Consider the following 22,241-nt stretch of genomic DNA (forward strand, 5'->3'; position numbering starts at 1 on the left):
CGAGGGCTGGCTGATCTCGAGCATCTCCGACAGGACGCGCTGGGAGCAGATCTGGCGGAGATAGACGATGGCGATCAGGACCTTGTCGGCGTCGGACAGCAGTGGGCGTCCGTGGTTGACCTTGGCCTGTTGGCGTGGGCCACCGCGGATTTCGAAGTTGCGCTGCTCGGCCAGGGCGCCTGAGGGAGTGTCAACTTAACGGCTGATCTTGGTTGTTGAAGTGGTCAGAGGTTGGCAGGAGTGAGGCGGCCTTCGAAGGCGATCTGGAAGGCGTTCAAGGGCGCTTTCCAGCGCATGGTCCATCTCTTGCGGCCCTGCCCGGTGGGATCGAGGCTCATCAGGGCCATGAACACGCACTTCAGGGCGGCGGTCTCGTTGGGGAAGTGGCCACGGGCTCGCACGGCCTTGCGGATGCGGGCGTTGACACTTTCGATGGCGTTGGTGGAGCAGATGACCTTGCGGATCTCGACGTCGAAGGCCAGGAAGGGCACGAACTCGGCCCAGCTGGTCTCCCACAGGCGCACGATCGCCGGGTACTTCTTCCCCCAGGTCTCGCAGAACTCATAGAACCGCTCCAGCGCCGAGTCTTCGGTCGGGGCGGTGTAGACGGGCTTGAGAGCGCGTGCGATCTTGTCCCAGTCCTGCCGGGCGGCGTAGCGGAACGAGTTGCGCAGCAGATGGATCACGCAGGTCTGCACGATCGTGCGAGGCCAGACCGTCTCCACCGCTTGCGGCAGGCCCTTGAGCCCGTCGCAGACCAGCATGAGCACATCGTCCACGCCGCGGTTCTTCAGCTCGGTCAGCACCGCCGGCCAGTGCTTGGCGCCCTCGCCGCCGTCGCCGGCCCAGATGCCCAGGATGTCACGGTGCCCTTCGACGGTGACCGCCATGACCAGGTAGATGGGCCGGTTGGCGACGTGACCATCCCTGATCTTCACGTTGATCGCGTCCACGAACAGGACCGGGTACACGCGATCGAGCGGCCGGTTCTGCCATTCGGCCATGCCGTCCATGACCTTGTCGGTGATGGTGGAGATGGTCTGCTTGGACACGTTCGCCCCGTACACCTCCGCCAGGTGAGCGGAGATCTCCCCATGGGTGAGCCCCTTGGCCGACAGGGACAGGACCATCTCGTCCACGCCGGACAGCCGGCGCTGCCGCTTGCGCACCAGCTGCGGCTCGAAGGTGCCCGCCACATCACGCGGCACCCGCACCTCGACCGGGCCGACGTCGGTCACCACGGTCTTGGTGCGGCTGCCGTTGCGGCTGTTGCCGCTGTTCTTCCCGGCCGGGTCGTGCCGGTCATAGCCGAGGTGATCGGTGATCTCGCCTTCCAGAGCCGACTCCAGCACCCGTTTGGTCAGCTGCTGCAGCAGCCCGCCCTCACCGGTCAGCTGCAGCCCCTCACTACGGGCCCGGGTCACGAGCATCGAGATCAGCTGCTCGTCCGTCATCGATCGGTCCGGCTCGGCAGGCAGTTCGTTCATGGACAGCGACTCCACGGCGGTCTCGGACATCACGCGTCTCTTCCTTGATCATCAGATCCGCCGTTAGTTTTACAGTCCCCCTCCAGGAACGCCCCGGCCCATCGAACGTTGACGAGCTAGATGACCATGGTGGCTCCGTGCCGTTCACGTCCCTGGCCCGCCGGGGATGGGGCTGATCCTGGCTGGAGGCCGCGCCCGAGGTGGTGACCACGCGAACGCGCGAGCGTCCGGTGCCGTACGACAGGACGAATTGCGTGATACGTTGAATAAACGTTTACTCAATGGGAGCGGATAGTGGCAAGGACTCGAAGCGAGCAGGCGGTATGGCGCCGGGAGCAACTGCTGGACGCGGCCTTGCGGGTGTTCGCCGACAAGGGTGTGGACGGGGCCACGATCAAGGATGTGGCCCAGGCCGCCGAGGTGACACCGGGCCTGCTGTATCGCTACTTCGACAGCAAGGAGGCGATGGTGGAGACGCTGCTGTCCGAGCGGGGCTTCCTGCCACGGCTGCGGGAGCTGCGGGTACAGCACCACGACACCCGGCCGGCTGTCGTGGTGCTGGCCGAGCTGCTGGAGGCGTTCGATCGGCTGCTGGCCGACAACGCCGAGCTGATGGCCGTGTTCTTCAGCTCCGCCCAGGCCCGCGCGCCGCTGGCGGCGCTGGTCGGTGAGGGCCAGCGGCTCATCGGCGATTTCCTTGCCGAACGGATCGATGCCGGCGAGCTGCGCCCGCACGACACGGTCACGGCCGCCAGGACCCTGTTCGCCACCGTCGCCGTCAACCGGCGGCTGGGCACCCCCGTCAACGTTGCGGCCCTGGTCGGGCTGCTTTTTCCGGAAGAAGGATGAGATGCGCGCACAGTGTTGTGTCGTCGGGGGCGGCCCCGCGGGCATGATGGCCGGGCTGCTGCTGGCCCGTCACGGCGTGGAGGTGATCGTACTGGAGAAGCACGCGGACTTCCTGCGTGACTTCCGCGGCGACACCGTCCATCCCTCCACCCTGGAACTGATCGCGGAGCTGGGCTGGATCGAGGAGTTCCTGAACCTGCCGCACACCAAGCTGCCGCAGGTGTCGGTCAACATGGGCGGCCGGGACGTCACCTTCGCCGACTTCAGCCGGTTAAAGGTGCGCTGCCCCTACATCGCGTTCATGCCGCAGTGGGACGTGCTGGACTTTCTGGCCGGCAAGGCCACCGCGTATCCGTCCTTCCGGCTGCTGCGCCGTACCCGGGCCACGGAGCTGCTCACCGACCAGGGGCGGGTGACCGGCGTCCTGGCCGACACCGAGGACGGCCCCGTGGAGGTGCGGGCCGACCTGGTGATCGGGGCCGACGGCCGCCACTCCACCGTACGAGCCCGCGCCGGCCTCACCCCCGTCAGCTCTTCACCCCCCATGGACGTGCTGTGGTTCCACCTGCCCCGCCGCCCACAGGACCGAGTGCCCTTCTTCCAGGGCGGCAAGGGGGCACTGATCTCCATCGACCGTGGCGACTACTGGCAGATGGCCTACGCGATCCCGGCGAACGCCTTCGGGGAGCTCAAGGCCGCAGGACTGCCGGCGTTCCAGGAGCGGGTGGCGCACCTGGCGCCCGCCCTGCGCGACCGCGTGGAACATCTCCAAGACTGGGAGGCGGTGCACCACCTGAGCGTCCGGGTGGACCGGCTGACACGCTGGCACCGGCCAGGGCTGCTCTGCATCGGTGACGCCGCCCACGCCATGTCGCCCGCAGGTGGCGTGGGCATCAACCTGGCCGTGCAGGACGCGGTGGCCACCGCCAACCTGCTGGGCCCGCTTCTCGGCCGGGGCGGCGAACCACAAGACGCCGACCTGGCCCGGGTGCAGGCACGAAGAGAACGCGCCGCGAGGATCACCCAGGCCTTCCAGCTCGGCATCCTGCGCGACCTCTATCCCAAGGACCTGGGCGACGACACCACCCAGCACGCGCCCCCGATCTTCACAGCGTTTCGAACGCTGCCGCCGCTGCGCCACCTCCTGGGACGTTTCATCGGCATGGGCGTCCGTCCGGAGCACATCGCCACATAGCCGACACCATCCTCTTCCGCGTCTTCACGTGCACAAGGGGAGACGGACCAGGTACCGGCGGTGCCGCGTAGGCGGTGGGTCGTGGCCGCCGGCGCAAGGGCGCCGCCACGAGCCTCACTTCTTCCAAGGGATGGACATGCAGGGGTGGCTGCCGTCCAGCCACTCGCGGTCGATCTCGTTGCCGGTGATCCTGCCGATGAGTGTCAGTGTTGAGGTGATGCTGGTCGCCAGGGCGGGATGGTAACCGTTGAGCGACCACGCATAGAGGGTGGCGAATTCCGGTGGGAGCGGTTCCTGGCCTTCCAGGTCGCCCTCCACGCCCCCGCCTTCCTGGAGGGCGATGAACCACCCCTCGAAGGCGGTCCAAGCCGGCGGCAACTCCGGGTCCGTAGGCCAACCTGAGTCGTCCAGGTCGAAGAGCAGACCCTGGGCGGCAGCGTCCAGGGCGTCAGGGACGCGGCCGGACCGCCGATCGGGGATGGTGACGCTGAACCTGGTGATCTCCTCGCCGTCCACCGCATATCATGATTCCGTACGCCGCCCGGACCCCAGGCCACCCCTACGGCGCGCCCGCCATCGCCGGACAACTCCGCCATGGCCGTGCTGCACGCGGCACCCTGAGGCTCGATGATCTGCAGCCAGTCGTCGTTCAGGCGATCGGCCCAGATGATGGTCGCGCCATCACCATAGGAGTCGAGCAGGATCTGCGAGAGTGCCGCGCGATCGCACAGCCGCGCATCACCGGCCTTCACCCCCAGACGACGCCCCAGACCGGGCAGGTCCAGCTCGGTCACCCACACGCCGCTGAAGTGTTCCGTCCACCCGTACTCGTAGAGCAGGTGCCATAACCGTTCCGATCGTCGCATGATCCACATTCCTTGGGGGGTAGGGACCGCCGGGCGTCAGGGCCTGATCTGCCCGACCTCAAGCGCCTGTCCGTTCCGGACGCGGCCACGTTCGTCAGGGCTGGACGCCGACGACCTCCAGGAGGCGCAGGCGTTCGGCGGTTTCGCTGCCCTCCGCCACGCTGAAGGCCATGATCCGCAGGTCGGCGCCGAGCGCCGCGAGGATGTCGCAGTCGAGGGTGAGTTCGCCGACGCCGGCGTGACGGACCGTCTTGGTCAGGGGTTCGTGCACGCCTACCACGCCGGAGTCCCACAGCGCCGTGAAGTCGCCGCTTCGGGTATGGAGCTCGTCGATCAGTGTGGCCAGTCCGGCGTCCTTCGGGTAGCGGGCCGACGCCGCTCTCAGGTCGGAGACGAAGGCGGTGCGGTGGCCTGTCTCTCTGCTCACGGCCTGCGGGTAGCCGGCAGGCGGTTCCACAAAGGACCACCACACCGTGTTCCTCGCGAAGCCGCGTGCCGCGGGCGGGTCGCCGAACAGCAGTGCCCACAACCGGTTCCACGTGATGAGGTTCCATGCGGCGTCGTACACGCTCAGCGGGGTGCCGGTCAGCCGGTCCAGCAGGCGCTGGACGCCGGCCGGCACATGGTCGGAGATCTGCCCGGGGCCCGGCACCGCCTGACCGGCGAGTACGAAGAGGTGCTCACGCTCCGCCGCCGTCAGCCGCAACGCCCGAGCCAGCGCGGACAGTACCTGGGGGGACGGATTCGTCGCCCTGCCCTGTTCGAGCTGCACGATGTAGTCGACGGACAAGCCGGTGAGCTGGGCGAGCTCCTCACCCCGCAGGCCCGGCGCGTGCCGGCCTCCCTCGTCCGGCAGGCCGACCTCGGCCGGTTTCGTACGATCCCGCCAAGCGTGCAGGGCCCTGCCAAGATTCGTTGATCCGGTCATTTCCCCAGTATCGGGCAACCGCCGGCGTCCCGTCGTGGTACTCCCGGTCCACCGGTTGCGGCGGGCACTGGTTGATGTCCGCGCGTCCGCGGAAGGTGGACGTGCCGGCCGGCGGGGACCACTCGCCGCCGGGACCCAAGGAGCACGTTCATGAAGTATCGCAACCTCGGCCGGACCGGGATCAAGGTCAGCCCTTACGCGCTTGGCACGTTGATGTTCGCCAGCCTGATGGGCAATGATCCGGACGAGTCGGTCCGGATCATCCACAAGGCGATGGATGCCGGGATCAACCTCATCGACACCGCCGACCGATATGGCGACTCCGAGGACATCGTCGGAAGAGCCTTGAAGGGCCGCCGTGACGAGGTGGTCCTGGCCACGAAGGTCGGCATGCCGATGGGTAAGGGCCCGAACCAGCAGGGCGCCTCCCGCCGCTGGATCACCACAGCCGTCGAGAACTCCCTGCGCCGGCTCGGCACCGACTACATCGACATCTATCAGCTCCAGCGGCCCGACCCGGACACCGACCTGGAGGAGACCCTTTCCGTGCTGACCGACCTCGTCAGGGCGGGCAAGGTGCGCGTGATCGGTACCTCGACGGCGCCCGCCTCGATGATCGTCCAGGCGCAGTGGACGGCAGAACGCGCCGGGCTGCAGCGGTTCCGCACCGAGCAGCCGCCGTACTCGATCCTGAACCGCGGGATCGAGCGGGAGGTGCTGCCGCTGGCGCAGGAGTACGGTATGGGCGTCATGGTGTGGGGCCCGTTCGGCCAGGGCCTGCTGACCGGCCGGGTGCGCAAGGGCGGTGCGAACGACCTCAAACGCGTCCAGTTCTCCCGCCACCTGTCGGACGAGCGCCGCATCGACGTCGTCGAACAGCTCATCCCGCTCGCCGAGGAGGCCGGCCTGCCCATGACGCACCTGGCCATGGCGTTCGCCATCGCCCACCCGGGTGTCACCGCCGCGCTCCTCGGCCCGCGCACCATGGAGCACCTCGACGACCTTCTGGCAGGGGCCGACGTCGAGCTGTCCGACGACCTCCTCGACCGGATCGACAAGATCGTCCCGCCGGGCACCGACGTCACCGCGCTCGACCAGGAGTACAAGCCCCCGGCGTTGCTCGACCCCGCTCTCCGGCGTCGTCCCGCCGGGCTCCGGTCGGCAGCCTGAGCCGAGGCCCCGGCGGGAGGCTCGGCAGGAGTGCGTTCACGGCGAACGCAGGAACACCACGATGGTCGCCCTCGGCCCGGTCAGGCGGCGCCAGCCGAGCCGTTCGTAGAGCCTGATCGCGTCGGTCGCGTGCGGGGCGGTCAGCAGCCAGCAAGGGTCGGTACGGCCGCACAGGAGGTCGAGGATTCCTCTCGCGAGGCCCTGTCCGCGCGCGTGCGGGCTCACCGCCAGTTCGTCCACCTCCACCGCGCCGACCAGCAGCGTTTCCACGGCGTCACCGAGTTCGGCACGGACGAGGTCGTAGGCGCGGCCCGTGGGGAAGGGCCTGGGGGTGCGCCATGCCGTACCGAAACCAACGGGTTCGCCGTCATCCCTGGCCAGCACCGCCGCGAATCCGGGGCGGCGCGCATCGGCTGTCAGGCGTGCGGTGAAGGCGGCGGCGGCGCGCTCGTCCTCGTGCCAGGGCGGGCCGCCGAACGCGGCCCGGTAGATGTTCGCCAGGTGGGAGGTGCGGGCCAGGGTCTCCTGGCCGGTGAGACGTTCGAGGGTCACGCGGTCGGCCTGCATGTCAGCGTCCCACGGTGCTGCGCAGGCGGGCTATGGGGACGAGCATGAGCAGGCCGAGCACGCCCAGCGCGCTGAAGGCGAGGGTGAAGTCGCCCGTGGCGTCGCGCAGCGCGCCCACCAGAAGGGGGGCCAGCGCGGCGCAGCCGTAGCCGACGAAGAACGCCATCGCGCTGATCCGTCCGGCCTCGCCGGGGTCGCGGCCGGCCAGCACGGGCAGGGTCAGCACCAGCGTGAACAGCCCGCCGTGTCCCACGCCGAGCGCCGCGATCCACACCCACGTCGCGGTGTCCGGCGCGTACGCCAGCCCCAGGAAGCCGGCGGCGGTCAGCGTCATCGTGAGCGCCAGGCCCGCCCATGGGCCCTGGCGTTCTCCCAGCAGCGCCGGTACGGCCAGCATCGCCACGACCTGAATGGAGATCATCACGGTCAGCATGCCTCCGGCGGATGCCGCGTCGCGACCGGCGTCGTCGTGCAGCAGCGGCGTCACCCAGGCCAGCTCGCAGTAGTACAGGGCGGAGTTGACGGCCGACAACATGGTGATGTGCCAGGCCACGCCGCTGCGCCAGGGCATCTGCCGGGTCACGGGCCCGGCGGGGGCGGGGGCGTCGTCCAGGCCCAGGGGCCCCTTGGCGGCCGACCACAGCGCGATGCCCGCCAGCGCGAGCACCGCCCACGACGCGAGCGCTCCCGGCCAGGAGCCGAGGGCGCCGGCCAGCGGCGCGCTCACTCCGGCCGCCACCGCGCCGCCCAGGCCGAGCCCGGCGGTGTAGAGGCCGGTGACCAGCCCTGCGCGGGCGGCGAAGCGTGTCTTGACCACGGCGGGCAGCAGGGTCTGGGCGATGGCGATCCCCGCTCCGACGATGGCCGCGCTGCTCAGCTGGAGCCAGGTGGACTCGCCGAGCAGGCGCGCCGCCGTGGCGAGGGCGATGATCACGAGCCCGGCGAGCACGCCGGACTGCAGGCCGTACCGGCGGCCCGCGTATGCGGCCAGCGGCGCGCACACGCCCATGGCCAGCGTCGGGACGGTGGTCAGCAGCGACACCCCGGTCGCCGACAGATCCAGGTCGGCGCGGATCTGGTCGACGAGCGGCGAGACGGCCGCGATGGCCGGTCGCAGGTTCGCCGCCGCGACGAACAACGCCAAGGCCGCCACTCCCAGCGAGGTGCGGCTGGATTGCCGTGCTGTCTGCGTCATGGGCTACTCCGCCCCTTCTTCTCGGATATTTGCTATCCGAGTTCATATCACAACTCGGATATCTGTTGTCCGGGATGGGTAGGGTGGGGGACATGAAGATGTCGAGCGGGGTGGAGTGGGCGTTGCACAGCTGCGTCACGCTCAGCCAAAGCCACGAACCGGTGCCGGCGGCACGACTGGCCGAGCTCCACGGCACGCCGCCGGCGTACACGGCCAAGCACCTGCAGGCGCTGTCGCGGGCCGGGATCGTCCGCTCCACCATGGGGCAGGTCGGCGGCTACACCCTCACCAGGCCCGCCGCGGAGATCAGCGCCCTGGAGGTGGTGCGGGCCATCGACGGGGACGAGCCCGCGTACCGATGCGCCGAGATCAGGCAGCGCGGCCCGCTCGGCATCCCCGCCGAACAGTGCTCACGACCGTGTGCGATCGCCCGCGCCATGGCCGCCGCCCAGGACGCCTGGTCACGCGCACTCGCCGAGATCTCCATCGCCGACCTGGCCGCCGACATCGACGCCGACAGCGACGGCACCGCCATGTCCGACGTACGCCGCTGGCTGACGGCCACCAGGAGCTGAAGCGCTCAGGCGTGCCGGCTTTCGACGACGCGTCATGCGGTGCTGGACGATGACGGGCGCAGGCCGTCGAGGGCGGCGGCGAGGTTGCGACCCCGAGCTTCCGCGCCGCCCAACGGCCGCACGCCTTGATCGAGCGCATGCGGGCGACCGACCAACCGAGGGCGGCGGCCTCTAAGCGGTCTTCGGGAGTGCCAGCATCACCACGGCCGTGATCAGGTAGAGCGCGGCTGAGGCGAGCAGGACGACGGCGAGGGCGTGGCTGAAGCCGTCCGGGCCGGCGGCCGCGGTGAAGAAGACCGTGCCGAGGACGGCGATGCCGGCGGCGCCGCCGAGCTGGGTGACGGTGGACAGGACGCCGCCCGCCGCGCCCGCGTTGCGGCCTGGGACGCCGGCCAGGACGACGTTGACGAGGATCGGTGCGGCCAGCCCGAGCCCGAGACCGCCGATGAACAGGGCCAGGGCGAGCAGCCAGTAGCCGGGGTCGTCGCCGTCCTTGACGACGTACCACAGGACGAGGTGCGAGGCCGCGATCGTGAGCGAGCCGGCGACCAGCAGCGTTCTGCCGGCCCTGGCGGCCAGCGCGACGCCGAGGCCGGAGGTGACCATCGAGCCGAGCGCGTACGGCAGGATCACCAGGCCGGCCTCCAGGGCGGTGCGGCCGGTGCCGTTCTGCAGGTAGACCGAGAGGGTCAGGAAGTACGGCCCGATGCCGCCGAAGAACAGCACGGAAGCGGCCAGGCCGACGGCGAAGGCGCGGATGCGCAGCAGGGCGGGGTCGAAGACGGGCTCGGCGCCGCGGGCGGTGAGGCGGCGCTCGTACGCGAGGAAGATCGCGAGCACGACGACCCCGGCCGCCAGGAGCGCGTAGGAGCCCCAGCTCCACGTCTCGGACTGGATGATCGGCAGCAGCAGGAGCAGGATGCCCGCGGCGGCCAGGAGCGCGCCCGCCAGGTCAAGGCGCGCGGTCGAGGCGGAGCGGGACTCGGGCAGCACCTTCGCGCCGACGACGAGGGCCACGACGGAGACGGGCACGTTGATCCAGAAGATCGTCCGCCAGCCCAGCCCGAACAGGTCGGCCTCGACGAGCAGCCCGCCGAGCAGCGGCCCCGCGACCGAGGCGAGACCCTGGACGGCCCCGTACGCGCCGAACGCCTTGGCCCGCTGCTCCGGAGGGAACGAGGCCCGGATGATCCCGAACACCTGCGGCACCATGATGCCGCCGGTGAGTCCTTGCGCGGCCCGCATGCCGATGAGCATCGCCGGGTCGGCGGCCAGCGCGCACAGCGCCGAGGTGACCATGAACCCGGCCAGGCCGATGAGGAACAGCCGTTTGCGGCCGTACTGGTCGCCGAGCCGGCCGCCGGTGATCAGGCCCGCGCCCAGGGCGAGGGTGTAGGCGGCGATCGTCCACTGGATCTGGGCGTCGTCGGCGCCGAGGTCCCGCGAGATCGCCGGCGCGGCGACGGTGACGATCGTCGCGTCGAGCAGGTCCATGAAGGACCCGAACAGCACCACGAGCAGCGCCGCCATGGGTACGTACGAAGTCCGATGAGCAGTCATGACCCGGAACCATGGCGGACCTAGTTGCCGCCGAGTGGCAACTACTGGGGAGAGAATCGGAGAACCATGGCTGCCACCTCCGCGCGTACGCTCAAACTGCTGTCCATCTTCGGGATCGGCGCGACCCTGACCGCCCAGCAGCTCGCCACCCGGCTCGGCACGTCGGTGCGGACCGTGCGCCGCGACATCGACACGCTCAGGGAGCTCGGGTACGAGATCGAGGCCGTGCGCGGCACGGGCGGCGGTTACCGGCTCGGCCCCGACGCGCGGCTGCCGCCGGTCGTGTTCGACGAGGAGCAGGCCGTCGCGACGGCGGTCGCTTTGCAGACCGTCCCCGCGGTGCTGTCCGGCATCAGGGAGAACGCGGCCCGCGCGCTCGCCACGCTGCACCAGGCGATGCCGGCGCGCAGCCGCCTGCACGCCGAGGCGTTCACCGTCTCATCGGCCCGTAATTACTGGGAGTTCCCCGCTCCGCCGATCGACGCCGAGACCGTCCGCGCGGTGGGCAGCGCGATCAACCGGCGGCACCTCGTACGCGTCGACTACACCGGCGACGGCGAGCGGCCCGTCGCGCTCACGCTCGAACCCCACGACCTCGTGGTGTGGGCGGCACGCTGGTACCTGGTCGCCTTCGACCTGAAAGGCAGCCGCTGGCGGGCCATGCGCATGGACCGCATCCAGGCGCACGCTCCCACGCACACCCCCTTCGACCGGCGCGACATCCCGCACGGCGATCCGGTCGCCTTCGTCATGACCGCGCCCGACCGGGGCGACGCCCTCGCCGACTGGCCGTGCCGGGGCTCGGCCACCCTCGCGCTGCCCGCCGCCACCGTCGCCCGCTACGCTCCCGGCGGGTCGATCGTCACCTCCGTCACGGAGACCACCTGCCGCCTCGCCCTGGGCGCCTGGTCCTGGCCGGGCATCGCCGGCCTGCTGCTCACCTTCGACGCCGACCTCACCGACATCGAGCCGGCCGAACTCCGCCAGGCCCTGCACTCCTTGCGCGCCAGGATCGTCAGAGGGCTCGGCTAACCTGGCGTGATCCTGCGCAGTCCGAGGGGATAGGTCGTGTCGTTCACCGAGGAAGAGATCGCTTTCCTGCGGTCGCAGCCGCTCGCCAGGCTCGCCACCGTCTCAGCCGATGATCAGCCGGACGTGGTTCCGGTGGCCTTCGAGTTCGACGGGAGCCTGTTCTGGGTGGGAGGTTCGGGGGAGTCCGTCCTGCACACCCGCAAGTTCCGCAACGTCGGCCAGGGCCGTACGAAGGTCTCCCTCGTCGTGGACGACATGGTGTCCTTCGACCCGTTCGTGGCGCGGGGCGTGCGCGTCTATGGGGAGGCGGACGGGCCGGTGGAGCGGGTGGGCATGGTCGGGCCCGGCCACTACCTGCGCATCACGCCCACGATCTCGTGGAGCTGGAACATGGCGGGCGAACCGGTCGGCGAGACCTGGTACGAGGCCCGCCGGGCCGTCCATCGCTAGGTCAGGTGCCGGGTGAAGAACCGGATCGAGCTGTCGATCTCGAAGGCCGGCACCCGGAAGTGACCGCCCGGGTTGGCGTGCAGGGTCTTCTCGGCGGAGCCGAGCGCCTCGAACAGCCTCATGACCGACGCGCGCGGATTGCCGTCGTCGTCCCACTGGAGCAGGAACTCGACCGGGATCGTGATCCGTGCCGCGGTGTCGATGAGCCAGTCGCTGCCGACGAGGCCGAGGACGGCGGCGGTGATGCGGGGCTCGGCGGCGACGAGGCGGATGCCCATCTCGCCGGCCGCTGACAGGCCGTAATAGCCGACCGGACGGCGGTCGCCGACGTGGTCCAGCTTCCGCAGCGCGTCCAGGGTGGTCCGCCAGTCGGGGATGAGCTGCGCCGCCACGGTCTCGTTCAGTGCGGGCCAAGCCGGGCCGAAGGGCAGACCGGCAGCCTCGCGTTCCTGGATCTCCGCGACGAGCCGCCGGATCTCCGGATGCTCGGGCCGGTCGCCGGTGCCAGGGGCGTCGATCGCGGCGACCGCGAAGCCGCAGGTGGTGACGTAGGGGAAGGCGCGGGAGACGACCTCCCACCCCTTCTTGTGCTGCCCGCCGCCGTGCCCGATCAGGACCAGCGGACGGGGCCCTGAGGCGCCGGCGGGCGTCCACAGCACCCCGGGGATCTCGCCGATGGTGAACGACTGCTCGCGGATGCCGTCGGTCACGGTGTCCGAGGTGATGCGCATGGCAAGGATTACATCGGCATTGCGCCCGGGCGGCGAGTCATTTATCCCGCGAGGCTGATCAGGGTGGCGCCGGCGACGATGACGGCGGCCAGGGGGTACGTCCACCACTTGGGCGCCGGTCCCCGCGCGAGCACCTTGACGCCGAGAGGGATGAGCGCGACGCACAGTCCGGCCGCGGCGATGATCGACGTCACGCCGGTGCCCTTGAGCACCCCGACCGGCATGGCCGCCATCAGCGCCAAGGCCACCGACTGCACCCGTCCGAGCGCGCCCGAGCGCCACGTGCCAGCGGCGAGGACGACCCAGCCTGCCATGGTGGCCAGGTTGATCGTCTGGAAGACGTGGAAGGAGCCGTACTGCTCGCTGATCGCCTGCTGGGCCGTCCGCAGACCTTGGACGTCCACCAGCTGGAAGGCCAGATGGGAGACGCCGGCGTGGAAGGCGCGGGCGAAGAGCCCCGCCAGGGTGAGGGCCATGCCCCACTGGGCGAGCAGCGGGTGGGTGGCGGCGATCCGCCTTGCCAGGCCCAGGACGGCGGCCGCCAGCAGCACGACTCCGGCGGCGAAGCAGCTGTAGGCGGCCGTCAGCCGGCCGGGGCTGCCGGCGAAGGCGGCGAGCTGCTCGGGGAAGAACGCGTCGTACCCGAGTTTCAGCAGCACCCCGCCCATCACCAGTGCAGGCCCCGCGACCAAGCCGACGCCTTCGATCCACCTGCCGGGAAAACCCTCGTTCGTCATGCTGAAGATCCAACCGGCGCGGGCCGGCGTGCGCACGGGCGGACGGGCGAGGATCGAGGGTGGTCCTGGCACTAAGAGCGCTTCTCCGTCCACCGTTCGTAGGTCTCGTCGCCGGGGAGCACCCACGTCGCCACGTTCGGCCGCTTGATCTTCTTCAGCGGCTGCACCGCGCCCGTCTTGCGCGAGACCTGGTAGACCGCCACGCCCGTCGCGGTCTTCGACCGCACGACCAGTCGCTCGGAGCGGTCGAAGTCGACGTCGTCGATGTACTGGCCGCGCGGCAGCTTCACGTTCACCACCGCGCCGGCGCGACCGGTGCGCAGGTTCAGCAGGCGCAGCTGCCGGTACTTCTCGGGCTTGCCGACCAGGACGGCCGCGGTGGTGTGGTCGCCCGCGAGCGCGCTCGGCGACAGCCGCGTCTTGAGCCGCAGGCGGGAGCGCAGCTCGCGGTCGAACACGACCACCCGCTCGGCGCTCAGCAGCAGCCGCTTGCCGTCCGGGCTGAACCCGAGCAGGGCCCACGCGTCCGTCTTCTCCGGCGGCCCCATGGTCTTGCGCGTGCGCAGGTCCGTGAAGTCGCTCAGGCCGGGCCCCGAGGTCTGCATGATCACATAGCTCCCGTCAGGGGCCACGACCGGCCATTCCTCGCCGATCGCGTACGCCTTGATGCTCTTGGCGACCACCCGCTCCTTGCCGTGGACGGTCCGCTGCACGAACAGGCCGTCCTTCTTGCGGTAGTAGAACAGGTGCCGCCCGTCGCCGCTGACGAGGAACGGCGCCCGCGCCCCCTCGTGGACCGCGTCCTTGGGCGCCTCGGTCAGCGCCTGCGGCACCTTCACCACCTTGCCGCTGGTCAGCACCACTTCCCAGCCCTTCGCGCGCTGCGCGTAGGCGATGGTGGCCGGCGCCTCGGCGAGTGCGGGCTGGGCGGTTGCCGCGAGTGCGGTGACGGTGAGTGCCGCGAGTGACGTCCGATATTTCATGATCTATCGGATGCTGTCGGTACGCAGAAAGTTGCGCCCCTGACCACCTCCGCCACTCTTCAGCTACGACGCGGCCGCCGACCAGGTCCGATCCTGAACGTCCCCGCGCGGATGCAGCTCACCGGCGATCACCGCGTTCGGCTTCCCCTGGCCGACCGCCAATGCCACCTCGCGCTCCCGCTCGCTCAGCCGCCCGGCCGCCCGCCACGCCGGCCTCATGGACGAACCGAAGGGCGGCCGGCGTGCCGCGTTGCTGCTGGCGGTGGTGGCGCTGCGGGTGCCGGCCGGCGTACGAACGCAAACGCCCGTCCCCGTGCCCTGGGCGGCCGGAGCGCTCGGGCTGGTGGCCGGGTTCGGCTACCTGGCGCTGCTGTTCCCCTTCGGCGGGCGTTGACCGGCCACACCGCCTTCGGCGTGGTCGCCAACGCCGCCACCCTCGCCGACAAGCTGGAGCTGTCGGCACTGGGCCTGCTCGTGCTGATCCTGCTGGCGCTGCTCGCCCGCCGCAGGCCGCTCAGCGCAGCACGGCCGTGAGCAGGTCGCTGCCGAGGGCCGTGAGGTCGGGGACGTTCACGGTGTAGCGGACGTAACGGCCGTCGCGCCGGGACGTCAGCAGGCCGGCGCGGCGCAGCACGGCAAGGTGACGGGAGACCTCGGGAGGCGTGAGCGCCCAGGCGTCGGCCAGCTCGCCGGTCGTATGGGGGCCGCGGGCCAGGGTGCGCAGCAGCCGCAGGCGTACGGGATGAGCGAGCGCCTCCAGCCGCTGGGTGACCGTGTCCAGCGGGACCGGCTGCGTCGTGCGCGCCACGGGGTATTGGACCACCGGCTGCCACCCCGGGGCGTGGATCACCACGAGGTGCGGGTGGCCGAAGACGGTGGGCAGGAAGGTGAGCCCGCCGCGCGCGGTGGTCGCGTTGTCCTGCAGCTTGTCCACCTCGATGCGGTCGCCGCCGGGCGCCAGGGTGAGGGCTTCGGAGACCGAGGCGAGCGCCGCCGCGATGCCCTGGCGCCTGAGCAGGTCGTTCTTCAGGCGCAGGTCGGTGGCGAGTCGCACGGCGACGTCCGCCCAGGCGGCGTCGAAGAAGGCGTCCGCGCACTGCTCCAGGGTCTGCCGCACCCGGGCACGGACGGCGGCCGGGTCCGCGAGCAGCCGTTCCGCGAAGGCCTCCTGGAGCGCGCCGCGGGCCTGGGCCAGGTCGAGTGCCCGCTCGCGGGCGGTCGCGTCGGTGAGCGGCGACGGCGCGCCGAAATGCACCCGGTTGCTGCCGCAGGTGGTGACGAGCGCCGCGGTCACGTACGTCTCGTCGTCGATCAGGTCCACGTCGTCGAGCTCCTCGGCGAGCGTCGGCCGTGGCCGGGCGGGGACGAGGAAGTCGGCACGCGAGGACCGCCACAGGAACTCCGCCTCCCTCAACCGCTCGGCCAGCTCGGGCCGCAGCCCGGCCCAGACGTCCGCGGCCCGGCCGGCGAGCTGCGGATGGTGCCCGGGCTCGGCGAGCACGTGCAGCATCGCGGTCAGCTCGGCCAGCGGGGAGGCCGCGAACCGCAGCCGCTCCGCAGGCAGGCCGCTGATGTCGATCCGCACTGTCATCCCCTCATCATCGCCGGTCGCCCCGCTCCGGCCCGCACCGGTTGACGGTTTCCGTCAATCGTCGCGGGCCGGCCCGGCGGCGGGACGCACCGTGGACGCCATGGCGACCACCACCACGATCAAGCCGCGCGACCTCATCCGCGCCTCGGGAGGCCCGCGCTACGCCGTCGCCCTTGCCGTGGACGCGCTCGGCACCGGCCTGCTGCGGCCCTTCCTGCTGCTGTACGGGGTGCTGGTGCTGGAGCTGCCGGCGGCGGCGACGGGCGTCGCCATGACGGCCGGCACCGTCATGGGCCTGGTGTGCATGCCCGGGGTCGGCCGGTGGCTGGACCGGGGCGCGCGCAGCACGGTCGTGGCGGCGTCGATGCTGGTACGGGTGCTGGGCGTGGCGCTGCTGACGGCCACGCCTGCGGGGAACGCCTGGCTGTTCGGGGCGGCGGCGCTGTTCCTCGGCATCGGCAACCAGGCGTGGCCGGCCGCCCACGCGGCCCTCATCACGACCGTCGCGCGCGGCCGGGTCCGCGACGCCGCCCTCGCGGCGGGCCGCTCCCTGCGCAACGCCGGTCTGGGCGCCGGTGCGCTCATCGCGACCGCGTTCCTGGCGGGCGGCGTCGCCGCGTTGCAGGTGCTGGCGGTGGTCACGGGGCTCGCGTACCTCGCCGCGGCGGCGCTGGCGTGGTCGGTGCACGTACGCGCCGAGCCGGCCGAATCCACGGACGAGAACGACGAGCCCGCACCCCGGATGGCCGCCCTGCTGGCCGCCAACGTGGTCTACGCCTTCTGCCTCAACATCCCCGAGATCGCGCTCCCGCTGGTCCTCGTCACCCAGGTGCACGCCTCGCCGGTGTGGCCTGCCGTCATCTACGTGACCAACACGGTGCTGGTGATCACGTTGCAGGTGCCGGTCACGGTCCTGATGTCGCGCTTGTCCCGGCGTACCGTGCTGGCGCTGTCCGGGGTGCTGCTCGCCGCGTCCTACCTGGGCTTTCTCGCGGCGACCTCGCTGGGATCCGGCTGGGGCGCGCCGGCCGTCGTCCTCGTGTCCGTGGTCTGCACGATCGGCGAGATCCTGTACGCCGGCAGCGCCACCGCGCTCGTCGCCGCGACCGCTCCCGCGCAGGTCGTGGGGCGCGCGCTGGCCCGCTTCCAGCTCTCCACGGGCTTCGGCCTCGCCGTCTCCCCGGCGGTCATCACCGCGCTCGCCGCCCACGGCCCGGCCGCGCTCTGGGGCGGCCTCGCCGGCGCGACGCTCGTGTCCGCCTCCGCCGTCGCGAACTACTCCGATCGGAGTAGCGCGTACGGCGAACGGAGCACGGCCAAGTGACGATCAACGGATGACGCGCTCCCACCGCCGCCCGGCCTAGCGTTGCTCGTCGAGTTGATCGGCCGAGAACCCGGAGGAACCAGCATGAACAGGAAAATGACCACCGCCATCGCCGGGCTGAGCCTGACGGCGGGTCTCCTGGCCGTGGCCGGCGCACCGGCCGGCGCCCAGGCGGGCGTGGCCGCCGCGCCGAAGCCGCCGAAGGGCGCGCGGGCCGTGGTCCAGGTCAGCCCCAACCCCACCACCGAGCGCGGCCAGGAGGTGACGATCACCGGCCACTGCGGCGGCGGCAAGGGGCTCAAGGGCGTGCTCGCCGGGCTCGACAGGAAGAACCCGGTGCTGCGGAACATCCGCATCGTCAAGGACGACCCGAAGGGGTTCGTGGCCAAGGCGAAGCTCGACTCCAAGATCGGCAACGGGGTCGGTCCCGTGTTCGTCGACTGCGGCGGCGAGGCCGGCGTGACCCTGCTCGTCACCCACGTCTGACCCGGGACTGGTAGACACGTCCGGAGCCGGTCGTCGCCGGCCGGCTCACCCGTCACCTTCGAGAATGAGCCCCCACATGGCCGAGCCGCCCCCGCGCCGCGAACCCGCGCCCCTCCGGCACCTCGCCGGCATCACCGACACCACGCTCGCCGTCCTCACCCTGGTCTTCTTCGTCGCCGTGGCCCTGGCCACCGGGGTGCGCGACCCCTGGGACGGCACGATCCCGCTCGGCCTGTTCCTCGGAGGGCTCCTCCTGGTCAGGCGCCGATGGCCGATGACCGTGCTGCTGCTGTCGGTCGCCGGTATCTTCGCCTATCACCTCACCGGGCACTGGCCGCCCGCCGGGTGGATCTGGCCGGCCGCGGTCGCGTACTTCACCGCCGCCACCACGCCCCGCGTCCGCTGGGTGGCCGCCGTCGGCGTGGCCCAGCTGGCGTACTCGGCGTTCGACGCGCGCGTCATCATCGACCGGAACCTGGCCCGCTACGTCATCCACGTCGCGGGCGAAGGAGTACTGCTGGCGCTGCTCATCGCCGCGGGCCTCACCTACGCCGCCGCGCTGCGCTGGCGCGAGCGGCTGCGCGAGACCGACCGCCGCGCGCACGCCGCCGAGGAACGGCTGCGCGTCTCGCACGAGGTCCACGACGTCATCGCGCACACGCTGGCCGTCGTCGGCGTGCAGCTCAACGTCGCCGCCGACGTCCTGGAGGAGGACCCGGAGGAGGCCGCCGCCGCGCTGCGCGTGGCCAAGGACGTCAGGAACCGGGCGATGGCCGACCTGCGCTCCCTCATCACGATCCTGCGCGACAGCCCGGAGGGCACCGCGCCCCAGGCGGACCTGGCCTCCCTGGACCTGCTCATCGCCGACGCCCGCGCGGGCGGGCTCGACGTGCGTCTCGACGAGGACGGTGACCGTACGGACGTCCCCGCCGTGACCGCCATCGCCGTGCACCGCATCGTGCAGGAGTCGCTCGCCAACACCCTCAAGCACGCGGAGGCGGGCTCGGCCACGGTGACGATCGGCTACCGGCCGCACGCGATCACCGTCGAGGTCGCCGACGACGGCCGCGGCGTCCCGGACGGCGCCGAGATCGCCGAAGGCCACGGCCTGGCCGGCATGCGCGAGCGGGTGAGCGCACTCGGGGGCGCGCTCACCGCCGGGCCCGTCCCCGGGGGCGGCTTCGCCGTACGGGCCGAGCTTCCTGTGGCAGGCTCGACGGCATGACGATCACGGTGCTGCTCGCCGACGACCAGGCCCTCGTACGGGCCGGTTTCCGCAGCCTGCTGGCCCGTTCGCGGGACATCACGGTCGTCGGCGAGGCCCAGGACGGCGAGGAGACCGTACGCCTGGCCGCGCGCACCCGCCCCGATGTGATCCTCATGGACATCCGCATGCCGGGCACCGACGGCATCACGGCCACCCGCCGCATCGTCACCGACCCGGCCACGTCGGGCTGCCGGGTCATCATCCTCACCACGTTCGACACCGACGAGCACGTCTTCGCCGCCCTGCGCGCCGGGGCCAGCGGCTTCCTCACCAAAGAGGTCGAGCCCGCCGACCTGCGCCGCGCGGTGGCCGCCGTCGCCGGGGGAGACGCGCTGCTGTCGCCGGGCGTGACGCGGCGCGTCATCGAGCAGTTCGCCCACCGGCAGGTCGCGGCGCCCGGCGCGGACCGGCGGCTGGCCGCTCTGACCTCGCGGGAGCTGGAGGCGGTCAGGCTCGTGGCGCTCGGCCTGTCCAACGGCGAGATCGCCGAACGCCTCGTCATCAGCCCGCTCACCGCCAAGACCCACATCACCAGGGCCATCGCCAAGCTGAACGTCCGCGACCGGGTCCAGCTGGTCATCCTCGCCTACGAGAGCGGCCTGGTGCGTCCCGGCACGTGACCGGCGGCGTCAGAGCGTGCGGCCCGGCCCCGTCGGCAGCCACGGGACCGGGGGCTCAGCTCAGGGGTAGAGCGTGAAGGTCTTGGTGTTGTTGCAGACGATCGTGCTCGGCATGCAGCGCTTGGCCCTGATGGTGATGCGGTCGAGGTTGGTGCGGCTGGTGGAGAAGCTGAAGTCCTTCGTGCCCTTCTTCCGCCCGGCCTCCTTGTAGCCGCCGTCGATCTCGTCGCCGTTCTTCTTCTTGAAGGAGACCTCGACGACGGACGTCCAGATGTCGCTCTTGGTGTCCCGCACGGTGCCGCTTCCCTTGCCGAAGCCGTTGGTGCAGAGCTCCAGCCGGTAGCTGACGTTGCCGTCCTTGGTGCTGATCTTGCCCGACGCGATGCGGCACCCGGCCGAGGCGGCTGAGGCGGTCGTCGCGGGCGCCATGACGCTGAGGGCGGCGGCGACCCCGATGACCGTGACGAGCGCCTTCGGGGCGGAGAACTTCGGCATGAGTGATCCTTTGCCAGTCGATGTGAAAGTGCGGTGCTCCGCTGCGCGGAACAACGCCTGAAAGGCTAAAGATCGCCGGTATGCGCGGAGTATGCCCGCCAAGCCGCGGGTGGGATGGTCAGGCCTGCAGGTAACGCAGGACGGCAAGTACCCGGCGGTGGTCGTTGTCCGACGGGGACAGGCCGAGTTTGGTGAAGATCTGCGTCACGTGCTTCTCCACCGAGCCGTACGACAGGAACAGCGCGGCGGCGATGGAGTTGTTGGAACGTCCCTCCGCCATCATGGCCAGCACCTCGCGTTCCCTCGGGGTGAGCGCGTCCAGGGTCGCCGCGCGGCGGCTGGCGCCCATGATCTGGGTGACGACCTCGGGATCGAGGACGGTCTGTGCGGCCGCGATCTGGTCGAGCGCGGCCAGGAAGTCCTTGACGTCGGCCACGCGCTCCTTCAGCAGGTATCCCACGCCATGGGCGCCGCCGGCGAGCAACTGCGTCGCGTAACGCGTCTCGATGTACTGGGAGAACACCAGCACGCCCACCTCTGGGTGAGCGCGGCGAATCTGGATCGCGGCCCGCAGGCCCTCGTCGGTGTGGGAAGGCGGCATGCGTACGTCGACCACGGCGATGTCGGGACCGTGTTCCGCCACGGCGGCCAGCAGCGCGTCGCCATCGCCCACGGCGGCCACCACCTCGTGGTCGCGGGAGGTGAGCAGCATGCACAGGCCCTCCCGGAGCATCACGGCGTCCTCGGCGATCACGATGCGCATGCACTGCTCCGTTCAGATGTGCAGGGGGAGTTCGACGGTGATCACCGTAGGTCCTCCGGCCGGGCTGTGGATGTCGATCACGCCGTCCAACGTCTGGACCCGGGCGGCCAGTCCGCCCAGTCCGGATCCGGTGCCGATCGCCGCGCCGCCGGTGCCGTCGTCGCGTACCCGCAGGGTCAGCAGTCCATCGTGCGCCCGTGCCTCGACGGCGGCGTGGCTGGCGCCGCTGTGTTTGACCACGTTGGCGAGCAGTTCCGTCGTGCAGAAGTAGGCGATGGCCTCGATGACCGGAGCCGGCCGCTCGGCCAGGTCGGCTTCGAACCGGGCGGGGATCGGGCTGCGTGCGGTGAGCGTGGCCAGGGCGACCTCCAGCCCTTGGTCGAGTGCCGGCGGGTGGATGCCGCGGATCAGGTCACGCAGCTCGGCCACGGTCTCCTTGGCGCTGCGGTGCGCGCTGTCGACAAGGACGCGGGCACGCTGGAGCCGTTCGGACTCATCGGCCTGCTCGAGCTCGTCCTGAGCCATGCCCAGGCTCATGGCCAGCGTCACCAGCCGTGCCGCCGTCCCGTCGTGCAGGTCTCGCTCAATCCGGCGGAGCCTGGCCATCGCGTCCTCTGCGGCCAGCGCCCGTGCCTGCTCCAGCCGGCGGATCCGGGTCTCGCCCGGCGCGGGCCCGAGCAGCGTACGGGCGAGCATGCGCTCGGGAGCCAGGGCGAGGTGGACGCCCTTTGGGGCGAGGAGCAGCAGCGCCAGTCCGGCGGCGCTCGCCGGCGCCGCAACCGGCCACCCGGGGGGCGACAGGTGCGCCCAGGCGGAGAACTGCCCCCACAGGGGACAGCCGAGCAGGAGCAGTCCGCCTCCCCACAACCCGGCGGCAGCCGCGCAGGCGAGCCCGGCCGCCGGCAGCCGGAGCAGGCCATGGATGACGGCGCGCCATCCCGTCACGTCACCGAGCGCCGCGCCGAGCCGGTTCAGCAGGCCCGGGCCGGCACGGAACGGGCCTGGATCGGGCACCCGCACCCCGGCCCACGCTCGTGCCAGCCGTCGATTGGCCGTGCCGAGCCCTCTGGCCGCCATCACGCTCAGGGCCAGCATCGGCACTCCGACGACATTCACCGTCAGGATGACGCTCAGCAGCACGAGAACGAGATGGACCAGGCCGGCTCCCACCATGAACGGCACCATCAGCACATAGGCGAGCTCACGCTGCGACCGCTCCCGCACCGGAGCAGCGATCAGCACACGCCACCTCCCTGCTTGCCTGTCCACGCTCCTCCTCGCCAGACGCCGCACGCCGTCCAGCCTGACGGACACACTCGCGCGAGAACACCCGGACAGCCCGTGGGGGACATCCCGAAACCAACACGGAG

Annotated in this window: 27 protein-coding genes; 13 read left to right on the forward strand and 14 right to left on the reverse strand. The window is 71.2% G+C overall.

The window, feature by feature from the left end; all coding sequences use genetic code 11:
* Positions 1-183 (forward strand): hypothetical protein (locus AB0K28_RS21420; protein WP_364372568.1); only part of this gene is annotated, 183 nt, incomplete at its 5' end.
* A 41-nt stretch (positions 184-224) separates the two neighbouring features.
* On the opposite strand, the gene AB0K28_RS21425 is transcribed toward AB0K28_RS21420, so the two are convergent.
* Positions 225-1,454 carry an IS256 family transposase gene (locus tag AB0K28_RS21425; protein WP_364373290.1) on the reverse strand — a complete coding sequence of 410 codons (1,230 nt, stop codon included), beginning with the start codon at positions 1,452-1,454 and terminating at the stop codon, positions 225-227.
* 327 nt (positions 1,455-1,781) lie between these two features.
* On the opposite strand from AB0K28_RS21425, the gene AB0K28_RS21430 reads away from it, so the two are divergent.
* Entirely contained in the window at positions 1,782-2,336 is a 555-nt protein-coding gene (locus tag AB0K28_RS21430) for a helix-turn-helix domain-containing protein (protein WP_364372571.1), read from the forward strand.
* 1 nt (position 2,337) lies between these two features.
* The gene (locus tag AB0K28_RS21435; RefSeq protein ID WP_364372574.1) at positions 2,338-3,531 is read left to right on the forward strand and encodes an FAD-dependent oxidoreductase; all 1,194 of its coding nucleotides are present in this window, start codon (positions 2,338-2,340) and stop codon (positions 3,529-3,531) included.
* Positions 3,532-3,645: 114 nt separating this feature from the next.
* On the opposite strand, the gene AB0K28_RS21440 is transcribed toward AB0K28_RS21435, so the two are convergent.
* Complete coding sequence (locus AB0K28_RS21440) at positions 3,646-4,047, reverse strand: hypothetical protein (protein ID WP_364372577.1); 402 nt, start codon at positions 4,045-4,047, stop codon at positions 3,646-3,648.
* Positions 4,048-4,491: 444 nt separating this feature from the next.
* A complete protein-coding gene (locus tag AB0K28_RS21445) occupies positions 4,492-5,325 on the reverse strand; it encodes a helix-turn-helix transcriptional regulator (protein WP_364372580.1) in 834 nt (277 codons plus the stop codon).
* Positions 5,326-5,475: 150 nt separating this feature from the next.
* Between AB0K28_RS21445 and AB0K28_RS21450 the strand changes: the two genes are divergently transcribed.
* On the forward strand, positions 5,476-6,495 hold the full coding sequence (locus AB0K28_RS21450; RefSeq protein ID WP_364372583.1) for an aldo/keto reductase: 1,020 nt from the start codon (positions 5,476-5,478) through the stop codon (positions 6,493-6,495).
* 36 nt (positions 6,496-6,531) lie between these two features.
* Here AB0K28_RS21450 and AB0K28_RS21455 read toward each other — a convergent pair whose 3' ends face one another.
* Both AB0K28_RS21455 and AB0K28_RS21460 read right to left on the reverse strand, forming a co-directional pair.
* The gene (locus AB0K28_RS21455; protein ID WP_364372586.1) at positions 6,532-7,062 is read right to left on the reverse strand and encodes a GNAT family N-acetyltransferase; all 531 of its coding nucleotides are present in this window, start codon (positions 7,060-7,062) and stop codon (positions 6,532-6,534) included.
* Between the two features lies 1 nt (position 7,063).
* The gene (locus tag AB0K28_RS21460) at positions 7,064-8,257 is read right to left on the reverse strand and encodes an MFS transporter (RefSeq protein WP_364372589.1); all 1,194 of its coding nucleotides are present in this window, start codon (positions 8,255-8,257) and stop codon (positions 7,064-7,066) included.
* Positions 8,258-8,349: 92 nt separating this feature from the next.
* Between AB0K28_RS21460 and AB0K28_RS21465 the strand changes: the two genes are divergently transcribed.
* Positions 8,350-8,832 (forward strand): Rrf2 family transcriptional regulator, encoded by a 483-nt coding sequence (locus AB0K28_RS21465; RefSeq protein WP_345406767.1) that lies wholly within the window; start codon positions 8,350-8,352, stop codon positions 8,830-8,832.
* Between the two features lie 171 nt (positions 8,833-9,003).
* Here AB0K28_RS21465 and AB0K28_RS21470 read toward each other — a convergent pair whose 3' ends face one another.
* Complete coding sequence (locus AB0K28_RS21470; protein ID WP_364372593.1) at positions 9,004-10,392, reverse strand: MFS transporter; 1,389 nt, start codon at positions 10,390-10,392, stop codon at positions 9,004-9,006.
* A gap of 66 nt (positions 10,393-10,458) precedes the next feature.
* Between AB0K28_RS21470 and AB0K28_RS21475 the strand changes: the two genes are divergently transcribed.
* On the forward strand, positions 10,459-11,424 hold the full coding sequence (locus tag AB0K28_RS21475) for a WYL domain-containing protein (protein WP_364372596.1): 966 nt from the start codon (positions 10,459-10,461) through the stop codon (positions 11,422-11,424).
* 36 nt (positions 11,425-11,460) lie between these two features.
* Positions 11,461-11,874: a PPOX class F420-dependent oxidoreductase gene (locus AB0K28_RS21480; protein WP_345406776.1), complete on the forward strand. Its 414-nt coding sequence runs from the start codon at positions 11,461-11,463 to the stop codon at positions 11,872-11,874.
* Here AB0K28_RS21480 and AB0K28_RS21485 read toward each other — a convergent pair.
* The 4 genes from AB0K28_RS21485 to AB0K28_RS21500 all read right to left on the reverse strand — a co-directional run bounded on the left by AB0K28_RS21485 (position 11,871) and on the right by AB0K28_RS21500 (position 14,544).
* Entirely contained in the window at positions 11,871-12,605 is a 735-nt protein-coding gene (locus AB0K28_RS21485; protein WP_364372599.1) for an alpha/beta hydrolase, read from the reverse strand. The genes AB0K28_RS21480 and AB0K28_RS21485 overlap by 4 nt on opposite strands.
* A 41-nt stretch (positions 12,606-12,646) precedes the next feature.
* Complete coding sequence (locus tag AB0K28_RS21490; RefSeq protein WP_364372601.1) at positions 12,647-13,342, reverse strand: hypothetical protein; 696 nt, start codon at positions 13,340-13,342, stop codon at positions 12,647-12,649.
* A gap of 71 nt (positions 13,343-13,413) precedes the next feature.
* The gene (locus AB0K28_RS21495; protein WP_364372604.1) at positions 13,414-14,325 is read right to left on the reverse strand and encodes a hypothetical protein; all 912 of its coding nucleotides are present in this window, start codon (positions 14,323-14,325) and stop codon (positions 13,414-13,416) included.
* Between the two features lie 63 nt (positions 14,326-14,388).
* Positions 14,389-14,544, reverse strand: coding sequence for a hypothetical protein (locus AB0K28_RS21500; RefSeq protein WP_345406791.1), 156 nt, complete (start codon positions 14,542-14,544; stop codon positions 14,389-14,391).
* Here AB0K28_RS21500 and AB0K28_RS21505 point away from each other — a divergent pair.
* Complete coding sequence (locus AB0K28_RS21505) at positions 14,543-14,719, forward strand: hypothetical protein (protein WP_364372607.1); 177 nt, start codon at positions 14,543-14,545, stop codon at positions 14,717-14,719. The genes AB0K28_RS21500 and AB0K28_RS21505 overlap by 2 nt on opposite strands.
* Positions 14,716-14,859, forward strand: coding sequence for a hypothetical protein (locus AB0K28_RS21510; protein WP_364372610.1), 144 nt, complete (start codon positions 14,716-14,718; stop codon positions 14,857-14,859). The genes AB0K28_RS21505 and AB0K28_RS21510 overlap by 4 nt, the downstream gene beginning before the upstream one ends.
* Here the strand turns inward: AB0K28_RS21510 and AB0K28_RS21515 are convergent.
* On the reverse strand, positions 14,840-15,916 hold the full coding sequence (locus AB0K28_RS21515; RefSeq protein WP_364372613.1) for a DUF5937 family protein: 1,077 nt from the start codon (positions 15,914-15,916) through the stop codon (positions 14,840-14,842). The genes AB0K28_RS21510 and AB0K28_RS21515 overlap by 20 nt on opposite strands.
* 100 nt (positions 15,917-16,016) lie before the next feature.
* Between AB0K28_RS21515 and AB0K28_RS21520 the strand changes: the two genes are divergently transcribed.
* The 4 genes from AB0K28_RS21520 (at position 16,017) to AB0K28_RS21535 (ending at position 19,613) form a co-directional block, all read left to right on the forward strand.
* Positions 16,017-17,240, forward strand: coding sequence for an MFS transporter (locus AB0K28_RS21520; protein ID WP_345406794.1), 1,224 nt, complete (start codon positions 16,017-16,019; stop codon positions 17,238-17,240).
* 84 nt (positions 17,241-17,324) lie between these two features.
* Positions 17,325-17,726: a hypothetical protein gene (locus AB0K28_RS21525; protein WP_364372616.1), complete on the forward strand. Its 402-nt coding sequence runs from the start codon at positions 17,325-17,327 to the stop codon at positions 17,724-17,726.
* Positions 17,727-17,802: 76 nt separating this feature from the next.
* Entirely contained in the window at positions 17,803-18,951 is a 1,149-nt protein-coding gene (locus AB0K28_RS21530) for a histidine kinase (RefSeq protein WP_364372619.1), read from the forward strand.
* Positions 18,948-19,613: a response regulator transcription factor gene (locus AB0K28_RS21535; protein ID WP_345406800.1), complete on the forward strand. Its 666-nt coding sequence runs from the start codon at positions 18,948-18,950 to the stop codon at positions 19,611-19,613. The genes AB0K28_RS21530 and AB0K28_RS21535 overlap by 4 nt, the downstream gene beginning before the upstream one ends.
* A gap of 60 nt (positions 19,614-19,673) precedes the next feature.
* Here AB0K28_RS21535 and AB0K28_RS21540 read toward each other — a convergent pair whose 3' ends face one another.
* The 3 genes from AB0K28_RS21540 to AB0K28_RS21550 all read right to left on the reverse strand — a co-directional run bounded on the left by AB0K28_RS21540 (position 19,674) and on the right by AB0K28_RS21550 (position 22,113).
* On the reverse strand, positions 19,674-20,108 hold the full coding sequence (locus AB0K28_RS21540) for a hypothetical protein (protein ID WP_345406802.1): 435 nt from the start codon (positions 20,106-20,108) through the stop codon (positions 19,674-19,676).
* Positions 20,109-20,226: 118 nt separating this feature from the next.
* Positions 20,227-20,871 (reverse strand): response regulator transcription factor, encoded by a 645-nt coding sequence (locus tag AB0K28_RS21545; protein ID WP_364372623.1) that lies wholly within the window; start codon positions 20,869-20,871, stop codon positions 20,227-20,229.
* Between the two features lie 12 nt (positions 20,872-20,883).
* Positions 20,884-22,113, reverse strand: a complete 1,230-nt coding sequence (locus tag AB0K28_RS21550; protein ID WP_364372626.1) for a sensor domain-containing protein — start codon at positions 22,111-22,113, stop codon at positions 20,884-20,886.
* Positions 22,114-22,241: the final 128 nt, after the last annotated feature.

This window comes from Nonomuraea sp. NPDC049504, from assembly GCF_040676845.1.
Taxonomy (GTDB): Bacteria; Actinomycetota; Actinomycetes; order Streptosporangiales; family Streptosporangiaceae; genus Nonomuraea; species Nonomuraea salmonea.